At 53.6% G+C, this 19,389-nt stretch carries 17 protein-coding genes; 4 read left to right on the forward strand and 13 right to left on the reverse strand.

The window, feature by feature from the left end:
• Positions 1 to 37: 37 nt before the first annotated feature.
• Positions 38 to 388 carry a PRD domain-containing protein gene (locus LC431_RS17655; RefSeq protein ID WP_112198097.1) on the reverse strand — a complete coding sequence of 117 codons (351 nt, stop codon included), beginning with the start codon at positions 386 to 388 and terminating at the stop codon, positions 38 to 40.
• A 399-nt stretch (positions 389 to 787) separates the two neighbouring features.
• Between LC431_RS17655 and rnk the strand changes: the two genes are divergently transcribed.
• Positions 788 to 1,198, forward strand: coding sequence for a nucleoside diphosphate kinase regulator (gene rnk, locus LC431_RS17660; RefSeq protein ID WP_112198098.1), 411 nt, complete (start codon positions 788 to 790; stop codon positions 1,196 to 1,198).
• A gap of 453 nt (positions 1,199 to 1,651) precedes the next feature.
• Here the strand turns inward: rnk and cybC are convergent, their stop codons facing one another.
• On the reverse strand, positions 1,652 to 2,038 hold the full coding sequence (gene cybC / locus LC431_RS17665) for a cytochrome b562 (RefSeq protein ID WP_013577274.1): 387 nt from the start codon (positions 2,036 to 2,038) through the stop codon (positions 1,652 to 1,654).
• A 147-nt stretch (positions 2,039 to 2,185) separates the two neighbouring features.
• The gene (gene pmbA / locus LC431_RS17670; RefSeq protein WP_015690526.1) at positions 2,186 to 3,526 is read right to left on the reverse strand and encodes a metalloprotease PmbA; all 1,341 of its coding nucleotides are present in this window, start codon (positions 3,524 to 3,526) and stop codon (positions 2,186 to 2,188) included.
• A gap of 227 nt (positions 3,527 to 3,753) precedes the next feature.
• Here pmbA and yjgA point away from each other — a divergent pair, with 227 nt between their 5' ends.
• On the forward strand, positions 3,754 to 4,305 hold the full coding sequence (yjgA, locus tag LC431_RS17675) for a ribosome biogenesis factor YjgA (RefSeq protein WP_013577276.1): 552 nt from the start codon (positions 3,754 to 3,756) through the stop codon (positions 4,303 to 4,305).
• Between the two features lie 52 nt (positions 4,306 to 4,357).
• On the opposite strand, the gene LC431_RS17680 is transcribed toward yjgA, so the two are convergent.
• The 3 genes from LC431_RS17680 to LC431_RS17690 all read right to left on the reverse strand — a co-directional run bounded on the left by LC431_RS17680 (position 4,358) and on the right by LC431_RS17690 (position 6,641).
• Positions 4,358 to 4,651, reverse strand: coding sequence for a barstar family protein (locus LC431_RS17680; RefSeq protein WP_013577277.1), 294 nt, complete (start codon positions 4,649 to 4,651; stop codon positions 4,358 to 4,360).
• A 5-nt stretch (positions 4,652 to 4,656) separates the two neighbouring features.
• Positions 4,657 to 5,103 (reverse strand): ribonuclease domain-containing protein, encoded by a 447-nt coding sequence (locus tag LC431_RS17685; RefSeq protein WP_121019663.1) that lies wholly within the window; start codon positions 5,101 to 5,103, stop codon positions 4,657 to 4,659.
• A gap of 77 nt (positions 5,104 to 5,180) precedes the next feature.
• Positions 5,181 to 6,641, reverse strand: coding sequence for an NAD-dependent succinate-semialdehyde dehydrogenase (locus tag LC431_RS17690; RefSeq protein ID WP_013577279.1), 1,461 nt, complete (start codon positions 6,639 to 6,641; stop codon positions 5,181 to 5,183).
• Positions 6,642 to 6,826: 185 nt separating this feature from the next.
• Between LC431_RS17690 and LC431_RS17695 the strand changes: the two genes are divergently transcribed.
• The gene (locus LC431_RS17695; protein ID WP_217244656.1) at positions 6,827 to 7,408 is read left to right on the forward strand and encodes a maltose acetyltransferase domain-containing protein; all 582 of its coding nucleotides are present in this window, start codon (positions 6,827 to 6,829) and stop codon (positions 7,406 to 7,408) included.
• 7 nt (positions 7,409 to 7,415) lie between these two features.
• Here LC431_RS17695 and aaeB read toward each other — a convergent pair whose 3' ends face one another.
• The 3 genes from aaeB to aaeX are packed head-to-tail and all read right to left on the reverse strand — an operon-like array spanning position 7,416 to position 10,531.
• Positions 7,416 to 9,374, reverse strand: coding sequence for a p-hydroxybenzoic acid efflux pump subunit AaeB (gene aaeB, locus LC431_RS17700; protein ID WP_112198487.1), 1,959 nt, complete (start codon positions 9,372 to 9,374; stop codon positions 7,416 to 7,418).
• 10 nt (positions 9,375 to 9,384) lie between these two features.
• The gene (gene aaeA / locus LC431_RS17705; protein ID WP_013577282.1) at positions 9,385 to 10,320 is read right to left on the reverse strand and encodes a p-hydroxybenzoic acid efflux pump subunit AaeA; all 936 of its coding nucleotides are present in this window, start codon (positions 10,318 to 10,320) and stop codon (positions 9,385 to 9,387) included.
• A 7-nt stretch (positions 10,321 to 10,327) separates the two neighbouring features.
• A complete protein-coding gene (gene aaeX, locus LC431_RS17710; protein ID WP_013577283.1) occupies positions 10,328 to 10,531 on the reverse strand; it encodes a p-hydroxybenzoic acid efflux pump operon protein AaeX in 204 nt (67 codons plus the stop codon).
• Positions 10,532 to 10,804: 273 nt separating this feature from the next.
• Between aaeX and aaeR the strand changes: the two genes are divergently transcribed.
• The gene (gene aaeR, locus LC431_RS17715; protein ID WP_013577284.1) at positions 10,805 to 11,743 is read left to right on the forward strand and encodes an HTH-type transcriptional activator AaeR; all 939 of its coding nucleotides are present in this window, start codon (positions 10,805 to 10,807) and stop codon (positions 11,741 to 11,743) included.
• A 73-nt stretch (positions 11,744 to 11,816) separates the two neighbouring features.
• On the opposite strand, the gene tldD is transcribed toward aaeR, so the two are convergent.
• From tldD to LC431_RS17735, 4 genes are all read right to left on the reverse strand, one after another.
• Positions 11,817 to 13,262, reverse strand: coding sequence for a metalloprotease TldD (tldD, locus tag LC431_RS17720; protein ID WP_013577285.1), 1,446 nt, complete (start codon positions 13,260 to 13,262; stop codon positions 11,817 to 11,819).
• Between the two features lie 141 nt (positions 13,263 to 13,403).
• Complete coding sequence (gene yhdP, locus LC431_RS17725) at positions 13,404 to 17,231, reverse strand: AsmA2 domain-containing protein YhdP (RefSeq protein ID WP_112151055.1); 3,828 nt, start codon at positions 17,229 to 17,231, stop codon at positions 13,404 to 13,406.
• Positions 17,232 to 17,329: 98 nt separating this feature from the next.
• Complete coding sequence (gene rng / locus LC431_RS17730; protein ID WP_013577287.1) at positions 17,330 to 18,799, reverse strand: ribonuclease G; 1,470 nt, start codon at positions 18,797 to 18,799, stop codon at positions 17,330 to 17,332.
• Positions 18,789 to 19,382, reverse strand: coding sequence for a nucleoside triphosphate pyrophosphatase (locus LC431_RS17735; RefSeq protein WP_013577288.1), 594 nt, complete (start codon positions 19,380 to 19,382; stop codon positions 18,789 to 18,791). The genes rng and LC431_RS17735 overlap by 11 nt, the downstream gene beginning before the upstream one ends.
• Positions 19,383 to 19,389: the final 7 nt, after the last annotated feature.

Genomic DNA, 19,389 nt, shown 5'->3' on the forward strand with positions numbered 1-19,389 from the left:
CTCCACATTAATTAATGCATTAAAATTTCAATAAAAATTATTTCGGCTCGTTGTCTCTGGCCACTTCAAAATGTACCGAGAGCAAATACGCTTCCTCAATCGGTAAATTCCCGAACCAGCTCACCACGTCCTCTGCCATTTGCATGGAGTCGGCAGAGATTTCATCAAATAACTCTTTTTCGACTTCAGGCAACGGCTCACCGGTAATCGAGCGTAATACCATGGCTTTAACGTGTGACGTTAACATCTGCAACTGAACATCGGTGGTGTAGATATTCTTCGCACTTTGCATTGTCTGAATATCTTTTAATACTTGCTCTGTTATCGCCGCAGCATCTTTCAATTCAATCCGCCCGGTCCCATTCACAGATGCGCTTGCGTTATTCACTCGCGGTTACCTCTCTCCTTGCCCGGCCCACTATTTTCAGCCGTGTATTTCGTCTGTCTTTACCCTAACCCCGGTAAGATTTCCTGTGTAGAGGGTCTTTTTCCAGTTCGAAGTGGAAATACGATGCGCTGAGCAGATCCAATTCGCAAAACGAAAAGTTAAGTCGCCATATCACTGAATATTGCAGGGTGTAGCAGCGTATTACACTGGTAATCGGATTTTTCGCAATGCGGATTAATTCCCTCACAACGCTTTCATTTCCGCTTAAGAGTGCCTAGTATCAAAGAACACATGCAAATTACCGACACCCCTGCGCTTACCCGCAGGGGTGTTATTTTTTGCCGACCGGCACCCCACTCGCATGAAGCGGGTGATGCAAAAGGAACCATGGAGAATGTTATGAGTAAACCGACACTGATCATCAATGAACTTGACGCAGAACGCCTGGACACACTGCTGGCGCAACCGGCGTTTGCCAGCAGCCCGGTCGCCGACGCACTGAATGACGAGTTAGATCGCGCCGAGATTTTGCCGCCCGAGGAAATCCCTGCCGACGTAGTGACGATGAACAGCAAGGTTCGCTTTACTGAAGGTAAAGACGGCGAAGAACACATCCGCACGCTGGTGTATCCGGCTGCGCTCAAAGACAGCAACGAGCAACTGTCGGTGATGGCGCCGTTAGGTGCCGCCCTGCTGGGGCTGCGCGTAGGCGGAAGCATCACGTGGGAAATGCCAAATGGCGAGAACAGCCGGATTGAAGTGCTGGAATTGTTGTTTCAGCCGGAGGCGGCGGGGGAGTTGAGACGTTAAGGCAGTTAACTCCTTTTTCTGCGAAGGTGGGAGGCAACGCGCTGAACGACTCCCTCCCCTGCGAAGGGGAGGGTTGGGGTGGGGTATTAATGGCGAATCAATAAGTTGAAGTTTGCACTGACATTGGTTTTGCCTTTAAAACCCCCTCCCCGCCTCCCCCTTCGCAGGGGGAGGAGCAAGACAGCGGTCAATTCCGGCTATTTCTCACCATGAAGTAATGTGGGTTTTACTCCCTCCCCTGCGAAGGGGAGGGTTGGGGTGGGGTATTAATGGCGAATCAATAAGTTAAAGTTTGCACTGACATTGGTTTTGTCATTAAAACCCCCTCCCCGCCTCCCCCTTCGCAGGGGGAGGAGCAAGACAGCGGTCAATTCCGGCTATTTCTCACCATGAAATAATGTGGGTTTTACTCCCTACCCTTCGCAGGGGAGGAGCAAGACACCCGCCATCTGCTTACTTAAACTTCTTGTGGTTCTCATTCCTTGTCGCCTTGAACCCTTCAGCTTCTTTCTTCGCTTCATCGACCTTGCCCGCTTTGGCTAAAGCGGAGGCCTTATCAATCTGGCCGATCAGTGTATCCAGCCCTTTGTGGTAATCCTGCATTTCAGGGCTGTCCGGCGCTTTGCCTTTCAGTTTCGGTGGTGTGGCTTTTTTCGCGTCCTCGGCAGCCGCTTTCATGTTTGCCAGACCGGTGGTCAGTTCGGCCTGATCGCTGGTTTTCAACACCTTGCCGTAGTTATCAGCAATTGTATCCATGTCCGTTTCTAAATCTGCTGCCAGTGCTGCCGTGCTGCTGCCGAGCATGGCTATCACCGCTAACGCCATCAGTTGTTTACGCATGAACTATCTCTCTATTGTTATTTGTTTATTAGATAAAACGACATTGCTTGTAAGGCTTTATAAAAATAGGCTGAGAGAGAGAAAAACGGGATGAATTTTTTGTAAAGAATTAAAGCAGCGATCGGGCGACAGCTGCTTTAAGGAGGGTTATTCGCCAGCGATTTTCATTGCCGGTAACAGCACGGAACCGCACTGGATATTGCTGCGGGTTTCGATATCGCTGCCAATGGCGACCATATTGCGCCACATGTCTTTCAGATTACCGGCAATGGTGATTTCGCTTACCGGATACTGGATCTCGCCATTCTCGACCCAGAAACCTGCCGCGCCACGGGAGTAATCGCCGGTAACACCGCTGACGCCCTGCCCCATCAGTTCGGTGACGACCAGGCCTTTATCGAGCTTACGCAGCATTCCGGCGAAATCATCGCCCTGACCGGCGATGCGCCAGTTGTGAATGCCGCCCGCGTGACCAGTGGTTTGCAGACCGAGCTTACGCGCGGAATAGCAGGTCATCAGCCAGTTTTGCAGCACGCCATCTTTGACGATATCACGACGCTCGGTGCGCACACCTTCGCTGTCGAATGGCGTGGAAGCCAGCCCCTGCAACAGGTGCGGATGTTCTTCAATGGTCAGCCACTCCGGCAAAATTTGCTTGCCGAGGCTGTCGAGCAGGAAAGACGATTTACGGTAAATGCTGCCACCGCTGATCGCCCCCACCAGATGCCCGAACAGGCCGGTCGCCACTTCAGAAGCGAACAATACCGGGGCCTGCATGGTCGGTAATTTGCGCGGCGCCAGACGTGACAAGGTGCGGCGGGCGCACTCTGCGCCGACCCATTCAGGGTCTTTCAGATCGCTCATTTTACGGGCGATGGAGTAGGCGTAATCGCGCTCCATGTCGCCTTCGTGTTCGGCAATCACTGAGGCGGAAATCGAATGACGCGTCGAGCAATAGCTTTGCAACATGCCATGGCTGTTACCGAAAACGCGGATACCGTAATGGCTGTTGAAACTGCCACCTTCGGTATTGGTGATACGCTTGTCAGCCTGCAACGCCGCCTGTTCAGCACGTGCGGCCAGTTCGATGCTGCGATCCGGATCCAGCTCTTCCGGGTGGAATAAATCCAGGTCCGGCGCATCGAACGCCAGCATCTCTTTATCGGCCACGCCCGCGAACGGATCCGGCGACGTGTAACGGGCAATATCCAGCGCCGCCTGCACGGTGCGGGAAATAGCGTCCGGGCTTAAATCGGTGGAAGACGCACTGCCTTTACGGTTCTGATAATAAACGGTGATGCCCAGTGCGCCGTCGCTGTTGAATTCCACATTCTCGACTTCGCCAAAACGGGTGCTGACGCCGATACCGGTGGTTTTGCTGACCGCCACTTCTGCAGCATCTGAACCGGCTTTCGCCAGTTCCAGTGCCTGAGATACGGCCTGTTCCAGAGTCTTACGCTGCTGCGCTACTTGATTCACTACGTTCATCGGCATGCCATCGCTTATGAGATAAAAGGGATTGTTCTACACTGATATACAGAAACTCTTATCTTTGAGTCTAACAGAGACTCGCCACAATTTCGCATTCACTCCGGCGTTGTTATGCCCAAAGTTGCAACAGAACATGGATGTATGCGGCATAACCCTGCATAATGCCGCCAAAGCAATAAAGCACAATCAAACTGACAGGATTACCTCGTTAAGAGGAAGCGCCCATGACAAAGAAAATTGACGACTGGCACGACGACGTTCCCGAAACCAACGAGAACGAAGATGATGAAGAAATCATCTGGGTCAGTAAAAGTGAAATTAAACGTGACGCCGAGGCGCTGAAAGATCTCGGTGCAGAAATGGTTGAACTGGGTAAAAACTCGCTGGACAAACTGCCGCTGGACGACGATCTGCGCGCAGCGATCGACTTAGCGCAGAAGATCAAGAAAGAAGGCCGCCGCCGCCAGTTACAGCTGATCGGTAAAATGCTGCGTTCCCGCGATGTTGAACCGATCCAGACCGCGCTGGATAAGCTGAAAAACCGCCATAACCAGCAGATTTCGCTGTTCCATAAACTGGAAATGCTGCGTGACCGTCTGGTTGAAGAAGGTGATGATGCGATCCCGCCGGTACTGGAATTGTATCCTGAAGCCGATCGCCAGCAACTGCGCGCACTGATCCGTAACGCACAGAAAGAGAAAGCCACTAACAAGCCGCCGAAATCTTACCGCCAGATTTTTCAGTATCTGCGCGAACTGGCTGAAGGTCAGGAATAAAAAAACAAAAACCCGCCTTTTTACTTAACAGAAAATGGCGGGTTTTTTCTTTTCAGCCTTTAGCCTTTACTGCGGGTTTCTCCAGCAGATTCAGCCGCAACTCGCCTTCCAGTTCTTCCTCCGCTTCTTCAAACAACAGAATCAGTGCGCCGAAACGGCGTTTACGGCTGGCATTCAGATTAATGAAATCTATCTCAACCGGCAGTGCAATCCCGCCCGTTACCTCATCCCAGAGTGCGTCCAGATTCGCGCCGAAGCTGTCAGTCAGTGCAAACTGACGGACAAACTCGCGGTAGAATGCGGGTAAATCCGGGATGTGATTAAAATCGAAGCTCACTTTATTCATCGACATCACTCCACCCGAACGAAGTTCTGATAATGGTCTTTACTGACATAAATCAGCCCGTCGCTGGCAAACAACACGCGGTCAGCACCGCGACGCCCGCAGCGATAGTTAATATCCGCTTCGCGCCACACCCTTTTGTACGCCGAAGGTAAACGTCCTTCCCGGTTTGAGAAGCGGTCACCACCGATGGCTTTGCCCGGCAATACATCACATAAATTCCCGAAACGGGCATCCCAGCCGGCTTCCCGCGCCTTTTTCTTGGTGATGTAATTTTCAGGCAATTTATGGTTCTGGCGTAAATAGCCGATCACCGTTTGTTCATCGGTGCCCGGAACTATTGTGCCCTGATTATATGTCGTTTTCGCGACAACCTGCCCCGCGACACCGCACAGCCCGAAAAACACGGCGGCCATCATCAGATTGCGCACACACCGCCCGTTAAATGCCTTCATTGACGTCCTTTGTGTTGAGCCGGAATGAAACTGTTTCTGTTTATTGTTTCTTAAAAAGTAACTTCTGGAAAGCTGACTTAAAGATTCCCTAAATGCAGCGTTTTCACCTGCAAATATTCTTCCAGCCCCAGCACCGAACCTTCACGTCCAAGGCCGGATTCTTTTACGCCGCCAAATGGCGCGGCTTCGTTGGAAATCGCACATTCATTAATGCCAATCATCCCGCTCTCAATAGCATCCGCGACCCGGAAAATACGTTGAAGATTCTGGCTATAGAAATACGCTGCCAGCCCGAAAGGTGTGTCGTTGGCGCGTTTAATCACTTCCTCTTCCGTTTTGAAACGGAAACAGGCCGCCAGCGGACCGAAGGTTTCTTCATGCGCCACTTTCATGTCATCAGTGGCATCAATAATGACCGTCGGCTGGAAGAAGTTGCCACCGAGTTTGTGGCGCTGTCCGCCCTCCATCAGGCGTCCGCCTTTCTCCAGCGCGTCCTTGACGTGCTCTTCAACTTTCTCCAGTCCTTTGATATCAATCAGCGGCCCGACAATGACGCCTTCGTCCATGCCGTTGCCGACTTTCAGCTTGCGTACTTCTTCCACCAGCCGCGAGGTAAACGCCTCGTACACGCCCTCCTGCACATAAATACGATTGATGCACACGCAGACCTGGCCGGTATTGCGGAATTTACAAGTGATCGCGCCCTTCACCGCCGCCTCAATGTCGGCATCGTCAAACACGATATACGGCGCATTGCCACCCAGTTCCATCGACACCTTTTTCATGGTGTCGGCGCTGTTACGCACCAGCGTTTTGCCGATTTCCGTCGAGCCGGTAAAGGAGACTTTACGTACCGCATTGCTGGTCATAATCACGTCGCTGATGGCACCGGTGTCACCGGCCACGCCATTGATCACACCGTCCGGAACCCCGGCATCCTGCGCCAGTTGCAACAAGGCGAACGCCGACAGCGGCGTGTTACTGGCCGGTTTGATGAGACCGGTACACCCTGCCGCCAGCGCCGGACCCAGTTTACGGGTGAGCATCGCCAGCGGGAAATTCCACGGCGTGATGGCCGCCACCACGCCGACCGGTTCGCGGGTCGCCAGAATGCGTGAGCCGGATTTGGCCGGAGGAATGATTTCTCCGTTAGCGCGTTTGGCTTCTTCGCTGAACCATTGCAGGTAGCTGGCGGCGTAATCGACTTCGCCCAGTGCCTCTTTCAGCGGTTTGCCCTGCTCGGCAACCATCAGCTCACCCAGAAACTGCTTATTTTCCAGCATCAGTTCATACCAGCGATGCAAGATTTCAGAACGCGCTTTCGCAGTGGTTTTGCGCCATTCGGGGAATGCGTCACTTGCTGCCTTCACCGCGGCTTCTGTTTCTGCTTTACCGGCTTTGGCGACTTTGGCGACCACATCGCCGGTTGCCGGATCCAGCACATCAAAGGTTTCTTTGGCTTTAAGCCATTTACCACCGGCAAAATAGCCGGTCTTAAATAATGGATGCGTGGAGAGTTTATGAGGTTGGGCTGACATGAGGATCCTCCTGATTTATGCCGTTTTAAGCGATCTATCAGGTAAGTATAGCGGCTTGAGCAGAAGCGTCTGTCAGACAGCACTGAGAGACACAGATCGCAAAGTGAATTGTCATACGTTCACAGTTTCCGCATCCCTCAGTAAACTGCGGTGAACCCCACCCCATTTTTACAAAGGAAGAAGGCATGTCGACGCGCGAAAAGATGAATAAGGGTGAGCTGTATACGGACATGGGCGAAGGATTGCCGGAGGAACGCCGCGCCGGAAAAGAGCGGGTGTACGATTACAACCTGACCCGTCCGTCAGAAGAAGAAAAACGCCAGCGGATGCTGAAAGACATGATGGGTAGCCTGGGCGAGAACGGCTGGATTGAGCCGCCGCTGCGCGTCGCGTATGGCACCCATATTCATATCGGCAACCACTTTTACGCTAACTTCAATCTCACGGTGGTGGATGACGCCACCGTGACCATTGGCAATAACGTGATGATCGCACCGAACGTCACGCTCGCCACCGCCGGACATCCCATCGATCCTGACATCCGCATCACCGGACAGCAATTCTCGCTGCCGATTGTCATTGAAGATAATGTCTGGCTGGGCACCGGCGTGATAGTCAATCCGGGTGTGACGATTGGACGTAACAGCGTGATTGGGGCTGGCAGTGTGGTGACCAAATCCATTCCCCCGGATGTGGTCGCGGCAGGTGTACCCTGCCGCGTATTACGTCCGATCACCGCCAGCGACCGTGAGGCTTTCCTGAAATAGCCGCCGGTCAGGCCAGGAACGCGTGCTGATAACGTTGCAGCATGTCAGTGAGGCGCCTTACCGGCTCGGTCACTTTCAGTGGTGCGTCGTACTCGACCAGTTTCTCCTGATACTCACCCAGCTCTTTCAGTAACCGCTGATAATAATAGGTGCGCTTGCCTTCACCTGAAGCAGAGACCACGTGATCGGCCGTATTACGGATTTTCTTGTGGAATGCCGACAGCTCATCATTCACCGGCACTTCTGCCAGTTTCATGCGCTGGTGCGCGATAATCAGCATCAGCGCCAGACGGTATTTACCAATATCGTTCGGGAACATCACCAGCAACTGGTTCAGCTGATGATAAAGCGCCGGAAGATGGTTTTCACGACGCCGGTACGCTTTGGTGGTCAGCGCCGATACCGCGCTGCTCATAAAGCGGTTAAGCAGCGTACGCCCGGTTTTCTCGCGAGACTTGTCGCGCACAATCAGCAACACCGCCATCGCGATCACCGTACCGATCGCCTGCCCCATCGCGTTATCCAGAAACGACGTGACGTTAAAAACCATCGGATTGCTGAGCACCAGAATATTAATGGTGCCTGCCAGCAATCCGAGCATACCGAGACGGCGCTTGGTCACTTCGATACCGATAAAGAAGGTGAAGATCCCCAGCATCAGACACAGCAGGAACAGGCTCTGCTGCGTTGCGGGCATGATCAGCATAAACATCATCGAGCCGACCGGAATCGCCAGCAACATGCCGATAATGAAATCCATCGCCATGCCTTTCGGGTTCGGCGTACGCATCGCCAGCGAAGTCACCACTGCGATGATAATCACGCAACCACTGGCTGACGTCCAGCCGGTCCACAGCCACATCAGGCAGCCGATGGTTGTCGCCGTGAAGGTTCTCAGGCCGTTGACCAGCGCATGGTGACGTTCTGCTGAAACAGGCCGCACCACCACTTCGCCATCGAGCACCCCGCTTTCAATGGTGCTGATACTGCTGTTGGTCTGGATGCCTTTCATCAGCAACAGCGCACGGGTTCCGGCGCCGGTCCAGGCGCTGACCGTCATCAGTACGTTGTCGCTGTGCATGCCGGTAATCATCTGGCGTAATTGTTTCAGTCTGCGATGCACATCCGCCACGTTTTCAGCGGGTTCAGCAAACAATGCTTTCAGTTCAGGCGAGACCCGTTCCGGAGAGCTTTGCATAATCAGATAGGTTTCGCACGCCTGGGTGATCATGCTCAGCGAGGTGCTGTGCAGCGCTTTCAGGCGCCGATTACACCGCTGCCAGCGCGACGACTCCATCATCAGACTGCCGCGCATCCCGTTCAGCGCGGTCGTGCTTTTCACCAGGTTATTCCAGGACTTATCGATTTCTTCCTTCGTCCCGCTATTCACGCAAATCCGCATCAGCGCAAACTGATCCAACATCAGCTGACTGACGGCACGGTCAATATCTTTTTTGATGGAACGGGGGGAGAACAACAGGTCAGCGACGATAGCGCAGCAAATCCCGATAACGATTTCACTGCAACGCTCAACCGCAAACTGCGGAGTTTGCAAAGGCGAGCTGGCGGAAGTCACCACGATAATCAGCGCGGTATAACCAGCCAGACCCAGCGCATACGAGTTCTCGATACGAACCAGCGATGACCACCAGGTGCACACGCCCGCCCAGATGCAGCATAACAGCAGCATAACGACCGGTGCGCGGGCGGTAGCAATCACGATCACCAGCGCCGCGATACAGCCGATAAAGGTGCCGATAACCCGCAGAAAACCACGATGACGAATAGCACCGGCAAAGGGTTCGCCACCCGCCGCCAGCGCAGGTCCCGACGTTACGATCGCGGCAGTCATGGCCGACCAGCGCGGGGTTTCGAGTTGCAGATAGAACCCGAGAACCAGTGCGCCGAGGATCGCGAACGTCAGCTTACAGGCAAAACGCACGCGCGGGATAAGTACGCTATTCATCTTTCCGGCCTTAACCAAACTCTCTCAGACGGTGCAGGAGGCGAAGGAACGGGGATCCTTCATCTTGTTTACGGTCATGGCTGCCGGTAATCACGACCGTCGCCGTGGTACCTGCCGGATAAGGATGTTGCTGGTCTTTGTCATCAAGCAGAATTTTCACTGGCACACGCTGCGCCAGACGCACCCATTCAAGGTTGCTGTCGATGGTCGCCAGACCGTTGGTCGCCGCAGAAGAGGAGCTGTTCGTCACCGCCGCCGCTACGCTGTCGACCGTACCGTGCATAATACGGTTGCTGCCGAGCGGCGTGATTTCCGCACGATCCCCTTTTTTCAGCCCCGGCAGTTTGGTTTCTTCCAGATACGCCAGAATGTAGAAGGAATTTTTCTTCACCAGCGCCACGGCAGTCGAACCCCGGTTAATGTAGTTGCCCGGATGAACGGTCAGGTTAGTCACCCAGCCATCAGCAGGTGCGACAACCACGGTACGTTCCAGATCCAGCACCGCCAGATCCCGTGCAGCCTGCGCTTTCGCCAGCTGATGTTCAGCGGTTTGCAGCACGTTATTGGCCTGATCGATTTCTTCCTGCGACATGGCCTGTACGCCCAGTTTCACACGACGTCCGGCCTCGCGCTTTTTCTCAGAAGCCAGCGCCTGGTAATACGCGACGTCAGCACTCGCTTCGTCCAGCGCCTGCTGGTAGCGCGGCTGGTCAATTTTGAACAGTACCTGGCCTTTTTTCACCAGTTGGTTATCCGTTACTGGCACATCGGTAATCAGACCGGTGACATCGGGCGCGATGGACACAACGTCAGCGGTAAACTTGGCATCACGGGTCCATGGAGATTCTGTATAGAACGCCCAGGCTTTGAAGATTGCGATGACAGCCAGCACGACAAGAATCAACGTTATTGTGTAACGTATTATTTTTATGGAGAAATTTTTCACAACGCCCTCAGACGAACATGCAGGAGATCAGGTAGAAAAGACAGCAGTACAACGCTGTGTTGAACAATGCCGGGTGCCAGACAAAATCATAAATTCCGGTGGGTTGCAATATGCGCCGCAGCAGGAAAAACACCACCAGCGCCAACAATATTTCAAAAAACACCGGAGGAAACGACAATCCGAAAATCACCATTACCGGAAGCAAACTCATCAAAAATTCCTTACATTATTACGACGGACAAACACATATCGTCCCGCGCACGCATTATTCGTTATTTTAGGCAACGGCACGCGACCCCGGAGAAAATAATTCAACGGGAGCAGAGCAATGAAGCTGCAGAGTTGCCAGGGAAGTGTGCGAAGGTAAGCATGATGTCAGGAAAACTGAAACCTGAGCTTTATCGCCCGGAAGGGTATATTAGCGTGCTTATTATCAACAGATCAACGTTCTGTGATCTAAATCACTTTTAAGCCAGAGTTAACAATGGACCGATTAAAACGCATGTCGATCTTTGCTCAGGTCGTGGAAAGCGGCTCCTTCACGGCGGCCGCACGACGCCTCGACATGAGCGTTTCTGCCATCAGCCAGACGATTTCAAAGCTGGAAAATGACTTACAAATCAAATTACTAAACCGTAGCACCCGCAGCATCGGTCTGACAGAAGCCGGTAAACTTTATTATCAGGGTTGCCGGAAAATGTTGCACGACGTACGTGAAGTGCATGAACAATTGTATGCCTTCAACAACACCCCGACCGGAACATTACGCATCGGCAGTTCATCGACGATGGCACAAAATGTTCTTGCCGCGATGACTGCGGAAATGCTCACCGAATACCCCGGTCTGACGGTGAATCTGGTGACTGGCATTCCGGCACCGGACCTGATCGCTGACGGACTGGACGTGGTGATCCGCGTCGGCGCGTTGCAGGATTCCAGCCTGTTCTGCACCCGCTTAGGCTCAATGCCGATGGTGGTGTGTGCGGCGCGCAGTTATCTGGCACAACACGGCACGCCGGAGAAACCCGCCGATATGGTGAATTTCTCCTGGCTGGAATACAGCGTCCGCCCGGACAGTGAATTCGAACTGATCGCCCCCGAAGGTGTTTCAACGCGTATTACACCGCAAGGCCGCTTCGTGACTAACGACTCGCAGACCATGATCCGCTGGCTGAAAGCCGGTGTCGGTATCGCGTATGTTCCGCTGATGTGGGTGATTGAGGAGATTAATGCCGGTGAGGTGGAGATTCTGTTCAGGCGCTATCAGTCCGATCCGCGCCCGGTTTACGCGCTGTATACTGAAAAGGACAAACTGCCGCTGAAAGTGCAGGTCTGTATTGATTATCTGACGGATTATTTCAAACGGGTAAGCAAGGTGTATCAGGGATACCGGCAGGGCAAGAAAGTGACTCAGTGGAATTGAGTTCGTATCAAACCAAAAACCCACCTGACCTCCCCTTGTGAAAGGGGAGGGATAACACCGAAATAATCTTCTGCTACGCAGTGCCGCCGACGGTGAGATTATCCAGTTTCAGGGTAGGCTGACCGACCCCGACCGGCAGGCTCTGGCCTTCTTTACCACACACACCGACGCCTTTATCGAGCGCCAGATCGTTGCCGACCATGGAAATCTGTTGCATCGCTTCAATGCCCGAGCCGATCAGCGTCGCGCCTTTCACCGGTTTGGTGATGCGGCCTTTTTCGATCAGATAAGCTTCGGAGGTAGAGAACACGAATTTACCCGAGGTGATATCCACCTGACCGCCGCCGAAGTTTGGCGCATACAGGCCAAATTCTACGCTACTGATAATGTCTTCCGGCGTTGATTTCCCGGCCAGCATATAGGTGTTGGTCATACGCGGCATCGGCAGATGTGCGTAAGATTCGCGGCGGCCGTTACCGGTCGGCGCAACGCCCATCAGGCGCGCATTCAGTTTGTCTTGCATGTAGCCTTTCAGCACGCCGTTTTCGATCAGCACGTTGTACTGCCCCGGCACACCTTCGTCGTCAATCGCCAGTGAACCGCGCAGACCCGGCAGGGTGCCGTCGTCCACTACGGTACACAGTTCAGAAGCCACCCGTTTGCCCATCTGACCGCTAAATACAGAGGTTCCGCGACGGTTGAAGTCACCTTCCAGACCGTGGCCTACCGCCTCATGTAACAGCACGCCTGGCCAGCCTGCGCCCAGCACCACCGGCATGCCACCTGCCGGGGCGGCGACTGCCGTCAGATTCAGCAACGCCATACGCACGGCATCACGGGCAAAAGCTTCCGCACGCACTTCACCGTTAACGGTTTCGAGGAAGTAGTCATAACCAACACGACCGCCGCCGCCACTTGAGCCACGCTCACGACGTCCATCCTGTTCAACCAGAACGCTCACGGACAGACGCACCAGCGGGCGAATGTCTGCCGCCAGCGTGCCGTCGGTGGCTGCCACCAGGATGTTTTCATACACGCCGGTGATGCTGGCACTGACTTCCTGCACGCGCTTATCGGCCGCACGGGCAATTTTGTCGACGCGGTGTAGCAGTTCGATTTTTGCTTCGCGTGACAGGCTTTGCAGCGGATCCAGCGGAGAATAAAGAGATTTATAGGCAATTTCGCCCAGCGTATGCGCTTTGCCATTGCCCTGGTCGCGGACAATGCTGCGGGCAGCTGTTGCACTCAGGTTCAGGGCATTCAGCGTGATTTGGTCAGCATAAGCAAAACCGGTTTTTTCACCGCTTACCGCACGAACACCGACGCCCTGATCGATATTGTAAGAACCGTCTTTGATGATGCTGTCTTCGATCACCCAGCTTTCATGGAAACTGGACTGGAAAAAGAGATCGGCATAATCAAGACGACGTTCAGACAACTGGCCCAAAATGGAAAACAGATCCTGATGACTCAGATTATTAGCAGTTAGTAACTGCTCACTGACTAAGGCCAGACTCATAGATGTTCACTCTCTTTTAGACGACAATCCGGCGTGCAGACTGTGGTCTACACAGTCTGCACGCCAGACAATCCATTGTTACAAGGTTATTAACAGCCTAACACAGCATGAACGAGGTTTCCTGCCACCTTCACGGTGGCGTTACTGTGCGGCGGCGGCTTTTGGATGTTCAACCGGTTTACGCAGAATTTCGTTGATACGGGGTTCTGCGATAGTGCCGTCAATCTGATAGCGGATAAGCGAGATTTTATTCCACAGCGGGGCCAGCACTTTACTGGCAGCGAAGACTGCAACGCCGACTACCGGGTTGATGACGAACGCCGTCGCCACACCTACTGTGGCGGAAATTTCCGGCGCAATGACCGCTTCGAGATCCAATTGCTGATTCACGAAATTGACCTTCCCGGTGATGGCGATATCTGCTTCCAGCCCGTCAACCAGCAGATCGTCGGTATGAAGTACGCCGTCTTTAATCCAGGCCGTGGATTTGATGGAGTCAAAATAGAAGCCCTGGCCAAAGGTATCGCTGAAATCAAGACGCAGTTTGCGCAGCAGCGCATCGAAGCTGACCAGTCGCAGCAATTGTCCGGCGCGGCCCGTGCCGACATCCGCAATTTCGCCTTTGCCCAGCGTGTTTTTCAGGGTGCCGTTCAGTGTGCTGATATCTGGCTTCCACGGCACGGATTTCCAGTGCAAATCAAAGTTAACGTCAAACGGCGCGCCTTTCAGTGGTGTAGTCACGCCAAAGAATGACATGGCCTGCTCAATATTCTTACCGGTCAGCTTGCCTTTCAGGCCGGTGTTTTCGCCCTGCCCGTTCTGCCTCCAGTCGCCCTGCACGTCGAGACGTGCCACGCCGGTATCTATCAGACCGTTACGCAGCATCAGCTGATCGCCTTGCGGTGTCAGGTCAGCATTCACTTTGCGGAAGTTCTGGCCGAGGAACCAGCAGGCTTCACAACGCAGTTGCAATGCCGGCCAGCTGGCAAACGAAATTTTTTCAGTAGCAAACGGATTACCTCCCGGCTGACCGCTGCTGGCCACATCCGCGACCGTCCATTGCGGATTGAAATAGACGTATTTCAGATTAGCCAGCCACGGACCGTTGTCATTCATGTTCAGCCTGCCATCGATTTCCTTACCTTTGGCAGTGACCTCCATGCCCTGATGCCCTTGTACCGAGGTGAGGGTCAGGTCATTCCAGACCTGTCCGCCCAGTGTCAGCGCAGGCGTTGTCAGGATAATCTGGTGCGGGAAGCTGAAACCGGCCAGTTTAGTAGTAGTGTCCTGCGTCGCTTTATCCGGTGACAGCAAACCCAGCCAGCTTTCACCATCAAGTGCGGGCAGATGGAGCGTCAGACTGCTGTCATCCGGCAATGGAGGCGTTTTTTTGCTGTTTGCCTGCCACGATGCGCGATCGAGTTTCAGTTGTTTACCCAGCAGCCAGCGGCTGTTGAAATGATCTTTGCCCGCCAGCACACCTTGCAGATTAAAACTGTGCAGGTCGCCTTTGACATTCACCACCAGCGGCAGCGGATGACCGGCTTTCTTGCTCAACGGTTCGGGTAAGTGACTGCTCACATCTTTCAGATCGGCGTTTACATCGACGGTATAGGTCGGGGTGCCTTTGTGCGGCAGCGTAATATTGACGTCGCCTTTCCACGGTGTACCACCCGAAATTTTACTGGCGGCTGCCGCTGGCAAGCCGGGGATTTTAGACAGTTGCCAGTTGGCATCCAGCCCGACCTGAACCTTGAAATCATCCGGCAGTTCCTGCGTGCTGAACATCACGTTGACCGGTTGCCCGAACCAGTTACCGGTAAGCCGGTTACTTTGCAGGTTGCCATTGTCATAACTGAACTGGCCACTGAGCTGACTGATTTTGCTGTTCAGCGGTTTAATAAACAGACTGTTGTTATTGAGCGTGACGCCACCGGATGCACGCACAAGTTCGCCATCAAGCGGAATATCCAGATGTAAGCGACCATTCACTTCGCCGCCAATCTGCAATTCCTGTAGCGCGGAGCCCAGCGAGTCATGCAACGGCGTATCCATGAAATAATCGCCGATATCTTTCCCCTGCCCGCGCAGGTCCGCATCAATAAACAGTTTTTCTTTCAGGTAGTCAGGAATATTGGCAACGACATTGTTACCGTCCACATTGCCCAGTTTGGTGTGCGCGGCTTTCATAAACAGGCCGTCATTAAGGAAATCGAGATCGATATCCAGATCAGTCAGCGCTGGCCAACCTGGCTGGAACTCAAAGGTCGAGTGGCGTAGCGGAACCCACACTTCAAACTGCCCTTCGTTCTTTTTGAACGGGAAATGATGTGGATTGCCGTTGAAGGTCAGGGTGGCGTTATCCACCTGACCGGCCTTTATGGCACCACTGAGATAATTTACCAGATGTTTGCCCATCAGCGGTTCAGGGAAATAGCGCCAGGCCTGACCGGCGTCATACAGGCGAATACCGGCCAGGATATTCAGCCACGGGTCACCTTTGACAGGCTGGTTGTAGCGGAAATCGCCCTTCGCCCACAGCGCGTTGGCTTTGACATCTACGTCTTTACCCGACAATGACCAGCCATCTTTGCCGTTCTTCCAGTTAAAGGTACCGGTCGCCGCACTGATATCCAGAGGTGCGCGGAACATTTCGCCGTACGGCAGCAGGCTGTCTTGTAATTTCACCGTCATCTGCCCGCCCGCCACGCTACCTTTCAGGCCACCACTGAAATGATTGACACCCGGCAGCAGTTTCCAGCGCTGCCAGCTGACATCGCGCCAGTTCACATCAAAACGGGTCTGATCAGGCTGCTTTAGCGGGATATCCAGCGCGAGCCGATCAACGTTACCGGCGGGTTTTAAATCCTGCCAGCGCTCCAGTAAAGCCGGAGTCAGGAATGAGAAAGTCGGGATCACCGGGCCTAAACGTTCCAGTTGCAGATTGGTGCCACGGATGCGCAGCTCTTCACCCTGCGAGGGCCCGAGGAACTGGTTATTTTCCGGCAGATAAAGTACTTCAAGGCGGCCTTTCGGCCACGCCACACCATCGGTTTTCAGATTCAGCTGCTTCGTGCCAACCTGCCAGCCATTACCCTGACGGTTACCGTGTAATGTCAGATTATCGACATCGAGCTGGTGTTCCTCAGTGCCATTTTTCCAGGTGGCAGAGCCATTTTTCAGCAATGCGTCAGCGGCATAAATATCGCCACTACGCACCGTCAGCCACGCCGCAAGGCTGAAGTTAGCACTTTCCAGACCGGTATTATTGCGCAACCACCGGCTGAACCACGGTTTCATGTCGATATCATCGGCCTGAAGATAAATTTTCCCGTTATTGAGCAAACCATTGGTGTCGTTCAGATCCATACGCAACTGCACAATGCCGTGCTGCCCGTTAAAACTCGACAGGCTAAGCTGCCCTTCGGCGCGATGGCGGTTGTGGCTGTTCAGCCAGGTCATCTGAGGAATGTCGAATTCCGCCCGTGGACCGGAAGGCGTCAGGAAGGAAATGCGGCTGTTGCGCAGATCGAAATGGTCGACCTGTCTGAGGAAAATATCACTGACGCGGTTTGGCTGGATGCCGTTGCCTTTATTGCTTTCGCCACCCAGCGTGCTGTTTAAATCCAGCTGCAAATTGTAAAAAGTAAGGTCGCGGAACTGCCAGCGGAAATGCAGCAAGGATTGCCAGACGTCCAGCGCCAGGGTAATGCGCTGAACCTGCCACTTTGAGTCCGGTAATGTCACCTGTAGGCCTCGGATCTCCATGATCGGGCCAAAGGTTTTCCAGCTGGCGCTGACTTGCGATAACTCGATCGGTACGCCCGTGACCGCCTCGACTTTCCCGACCAGTTGATCCTGGAAGCGGGTCAACTGAGGCAATGCCAGACGCAAGCCACTGATCACCAAAGCCACTATCACGACAAGGGTTGCGCTGGTGGTTAATAAAATACCGGGCAGTCGCCTCAAACTTCTCTCCTTGTTTTCCATTCCATGCTGGTTTTCACCCGCACAGACGGCAATGGAAACCTTTAACTTCTTGATGCTTCAGACGAATAGCCATCGGATCACATCATGACGACGTCAAACTGTTCCTGACTGTAGAGCGGCTCGATCTGCACTTTCACCTGCTTGCCGACGAAGATTTCTACTTCGGCCAGTGCATGGGATTCTTCTCCCTTGAGCGCTTCCCCTACTGCGGCAGATGCGTAAACCAGGAAACGGTCAGAATCGTAGGCATGATGCACACGCACAATTTCACGCAGAATTTCATAGCAGACGGTTTCAACGGTTTTCACCGTGCCGCGTGCATGACAGGTCGGACAATCGCTGCACAGCACATGTTCGACGCTTTCGCGGGTACGTTTGCGGGTCATCTCCACCAAACCAAGGGCGGAGAAACCGTGAATACCGGTTTTCACGCGGTCTTTCGACAGCGCCTGCTCGAGGCTGTGCAGCACGCGACGGCGGTGATCTTCATTCGACATATCAATGAAGTCGATAATGATAATGCCGCCGAGATTGCGCAGCCGTAGCTGACGGGCAATGGCCTGCGTCGCTTCGGTGTTAGTGTTAAATATCGTGTCTTCCAGATTACGATGGCCGACAAACGCACCGGTATTAATATCCACGGTGGTCATGGCTTCGGTCTGATCGATAATCAGATAGCCGCCGGACTTGAGTTCCACCTTGCGCTCGAGCGCACGCTGGATTTCGTTCTCCACATCGAATAGATCGAAAATAGGCTGCTTGCCGCTGTAATGCTCCAGCTTGCTGGTCATTTCAGGCATGTATTCGCTGGTGAATTCGACCAGCAATTCATACGTCAGGCGGGAGTCAACGCGGATGCGGTCCAGTGCTTCACCGGCAAAATCACGCAGCACACGGTGCGCCAGTGCCAGCTCACCATACAGCTTGCATTTGGTTTTGTTGCGACGCTTGCGCTCCATCACCTTGGTCCACAAGCGTTTCAGGTAGGCCGCATCTTGTTTGAGTTCTTCTTCACCCACGCCTTCGGCTGCGGTACGAATAATATAGCCGCCGTGCTCATCACAATATTCTGAGACGATACGTTTGAGGCGATCACGCTCGGCTTCGCTTTCAATACGCTGCGACACGCCAACGTGTGACGCACCAGGCATGAACACCAGATAGCGGGAAGGCAAGGTAATGTCAGTCGTCAGACGCGCACCTTTGGTGCCCAGCGGATCTTTCACCACCTGCACCATCAGATCCTGGCCCTGATGCACCAGTTCTGCGATGTCACGCACGTGGAAATTTTTCTGCTCGTCACGCGCCACACATTCGGTGTGCGGCATGATGTCTGAAGCATGTAAAAATGCGGCTTTTTCAAGGCCGATATCGACAAATGCTGCCTGCATACCCGGCAGAACACGGCTGATACGCCCTTTATAAATATTGCCGGCAATCCCGCGCTTGGTCTCGCGCTCAATATGGATCTCCTGCAGAATGCCACCGTCAATGTAAGCCACGCGGGTTTCAGACGGGGTGACATTGACCAGTAATTCAGCTGTCATGTTTTCTCCTAAGCTCGCGTAAGGCAGAAAATTCATTGAGCAGTTCCTGAGTTTCCACCAGAGGAAGGCCCACAACTGCATAGTAACTGCCGCGAATTTCACGGACGAAACAACCGCCCTTTCCCTGAATACCATAAGCGCCCGCTTTATCCATGGGCTCACCGCTCAGAATATAATGTGCAATATCGTCGGAGGATAGTGAACGGAAAGTGACATCGGTCACAACCAACGTATTGAGGCATTCCTGCCTGTCGGCAAACGCAATGGCGGTCATCACCTGATGCTGTCTGCCAGACAATGCCTTAAGCATAACAGCGGCTTGCGCTTCGTCACGTGGCTTTTCCAACACTTTACCGTCGAGGACTACAATCGTATCTGCGCCAAGCACCGGCAAATCCTCTGCCGCGACCGTCACACCGGCCTGTGCTTTATCTTTCGCCAGCCGTAAAACATAATCTTGCGGGGCTTCGTCAGGCTGACGCTCTTCTGCAACCTCAGTCACCAGACGCTCAAAAGGCAGTTCCAGCAAGGCCAGTAATTCACGGCGACGTGGTGACCCGGAAGCCAGATAAAGTGCGGTCATAACATCC

Origin of the sequence: Rahnella sp. GSA61A (assembly GCF_019969905.1) — a bacterium.
In the GTDB taxonomy this organism is placed as follows: domain Bacteria; phylum Pseudomonadota; class Gammaproteobacteria; order Enterobacterales; family Enterobacteriaceae; genus Rahnella; species Rahnella aceris.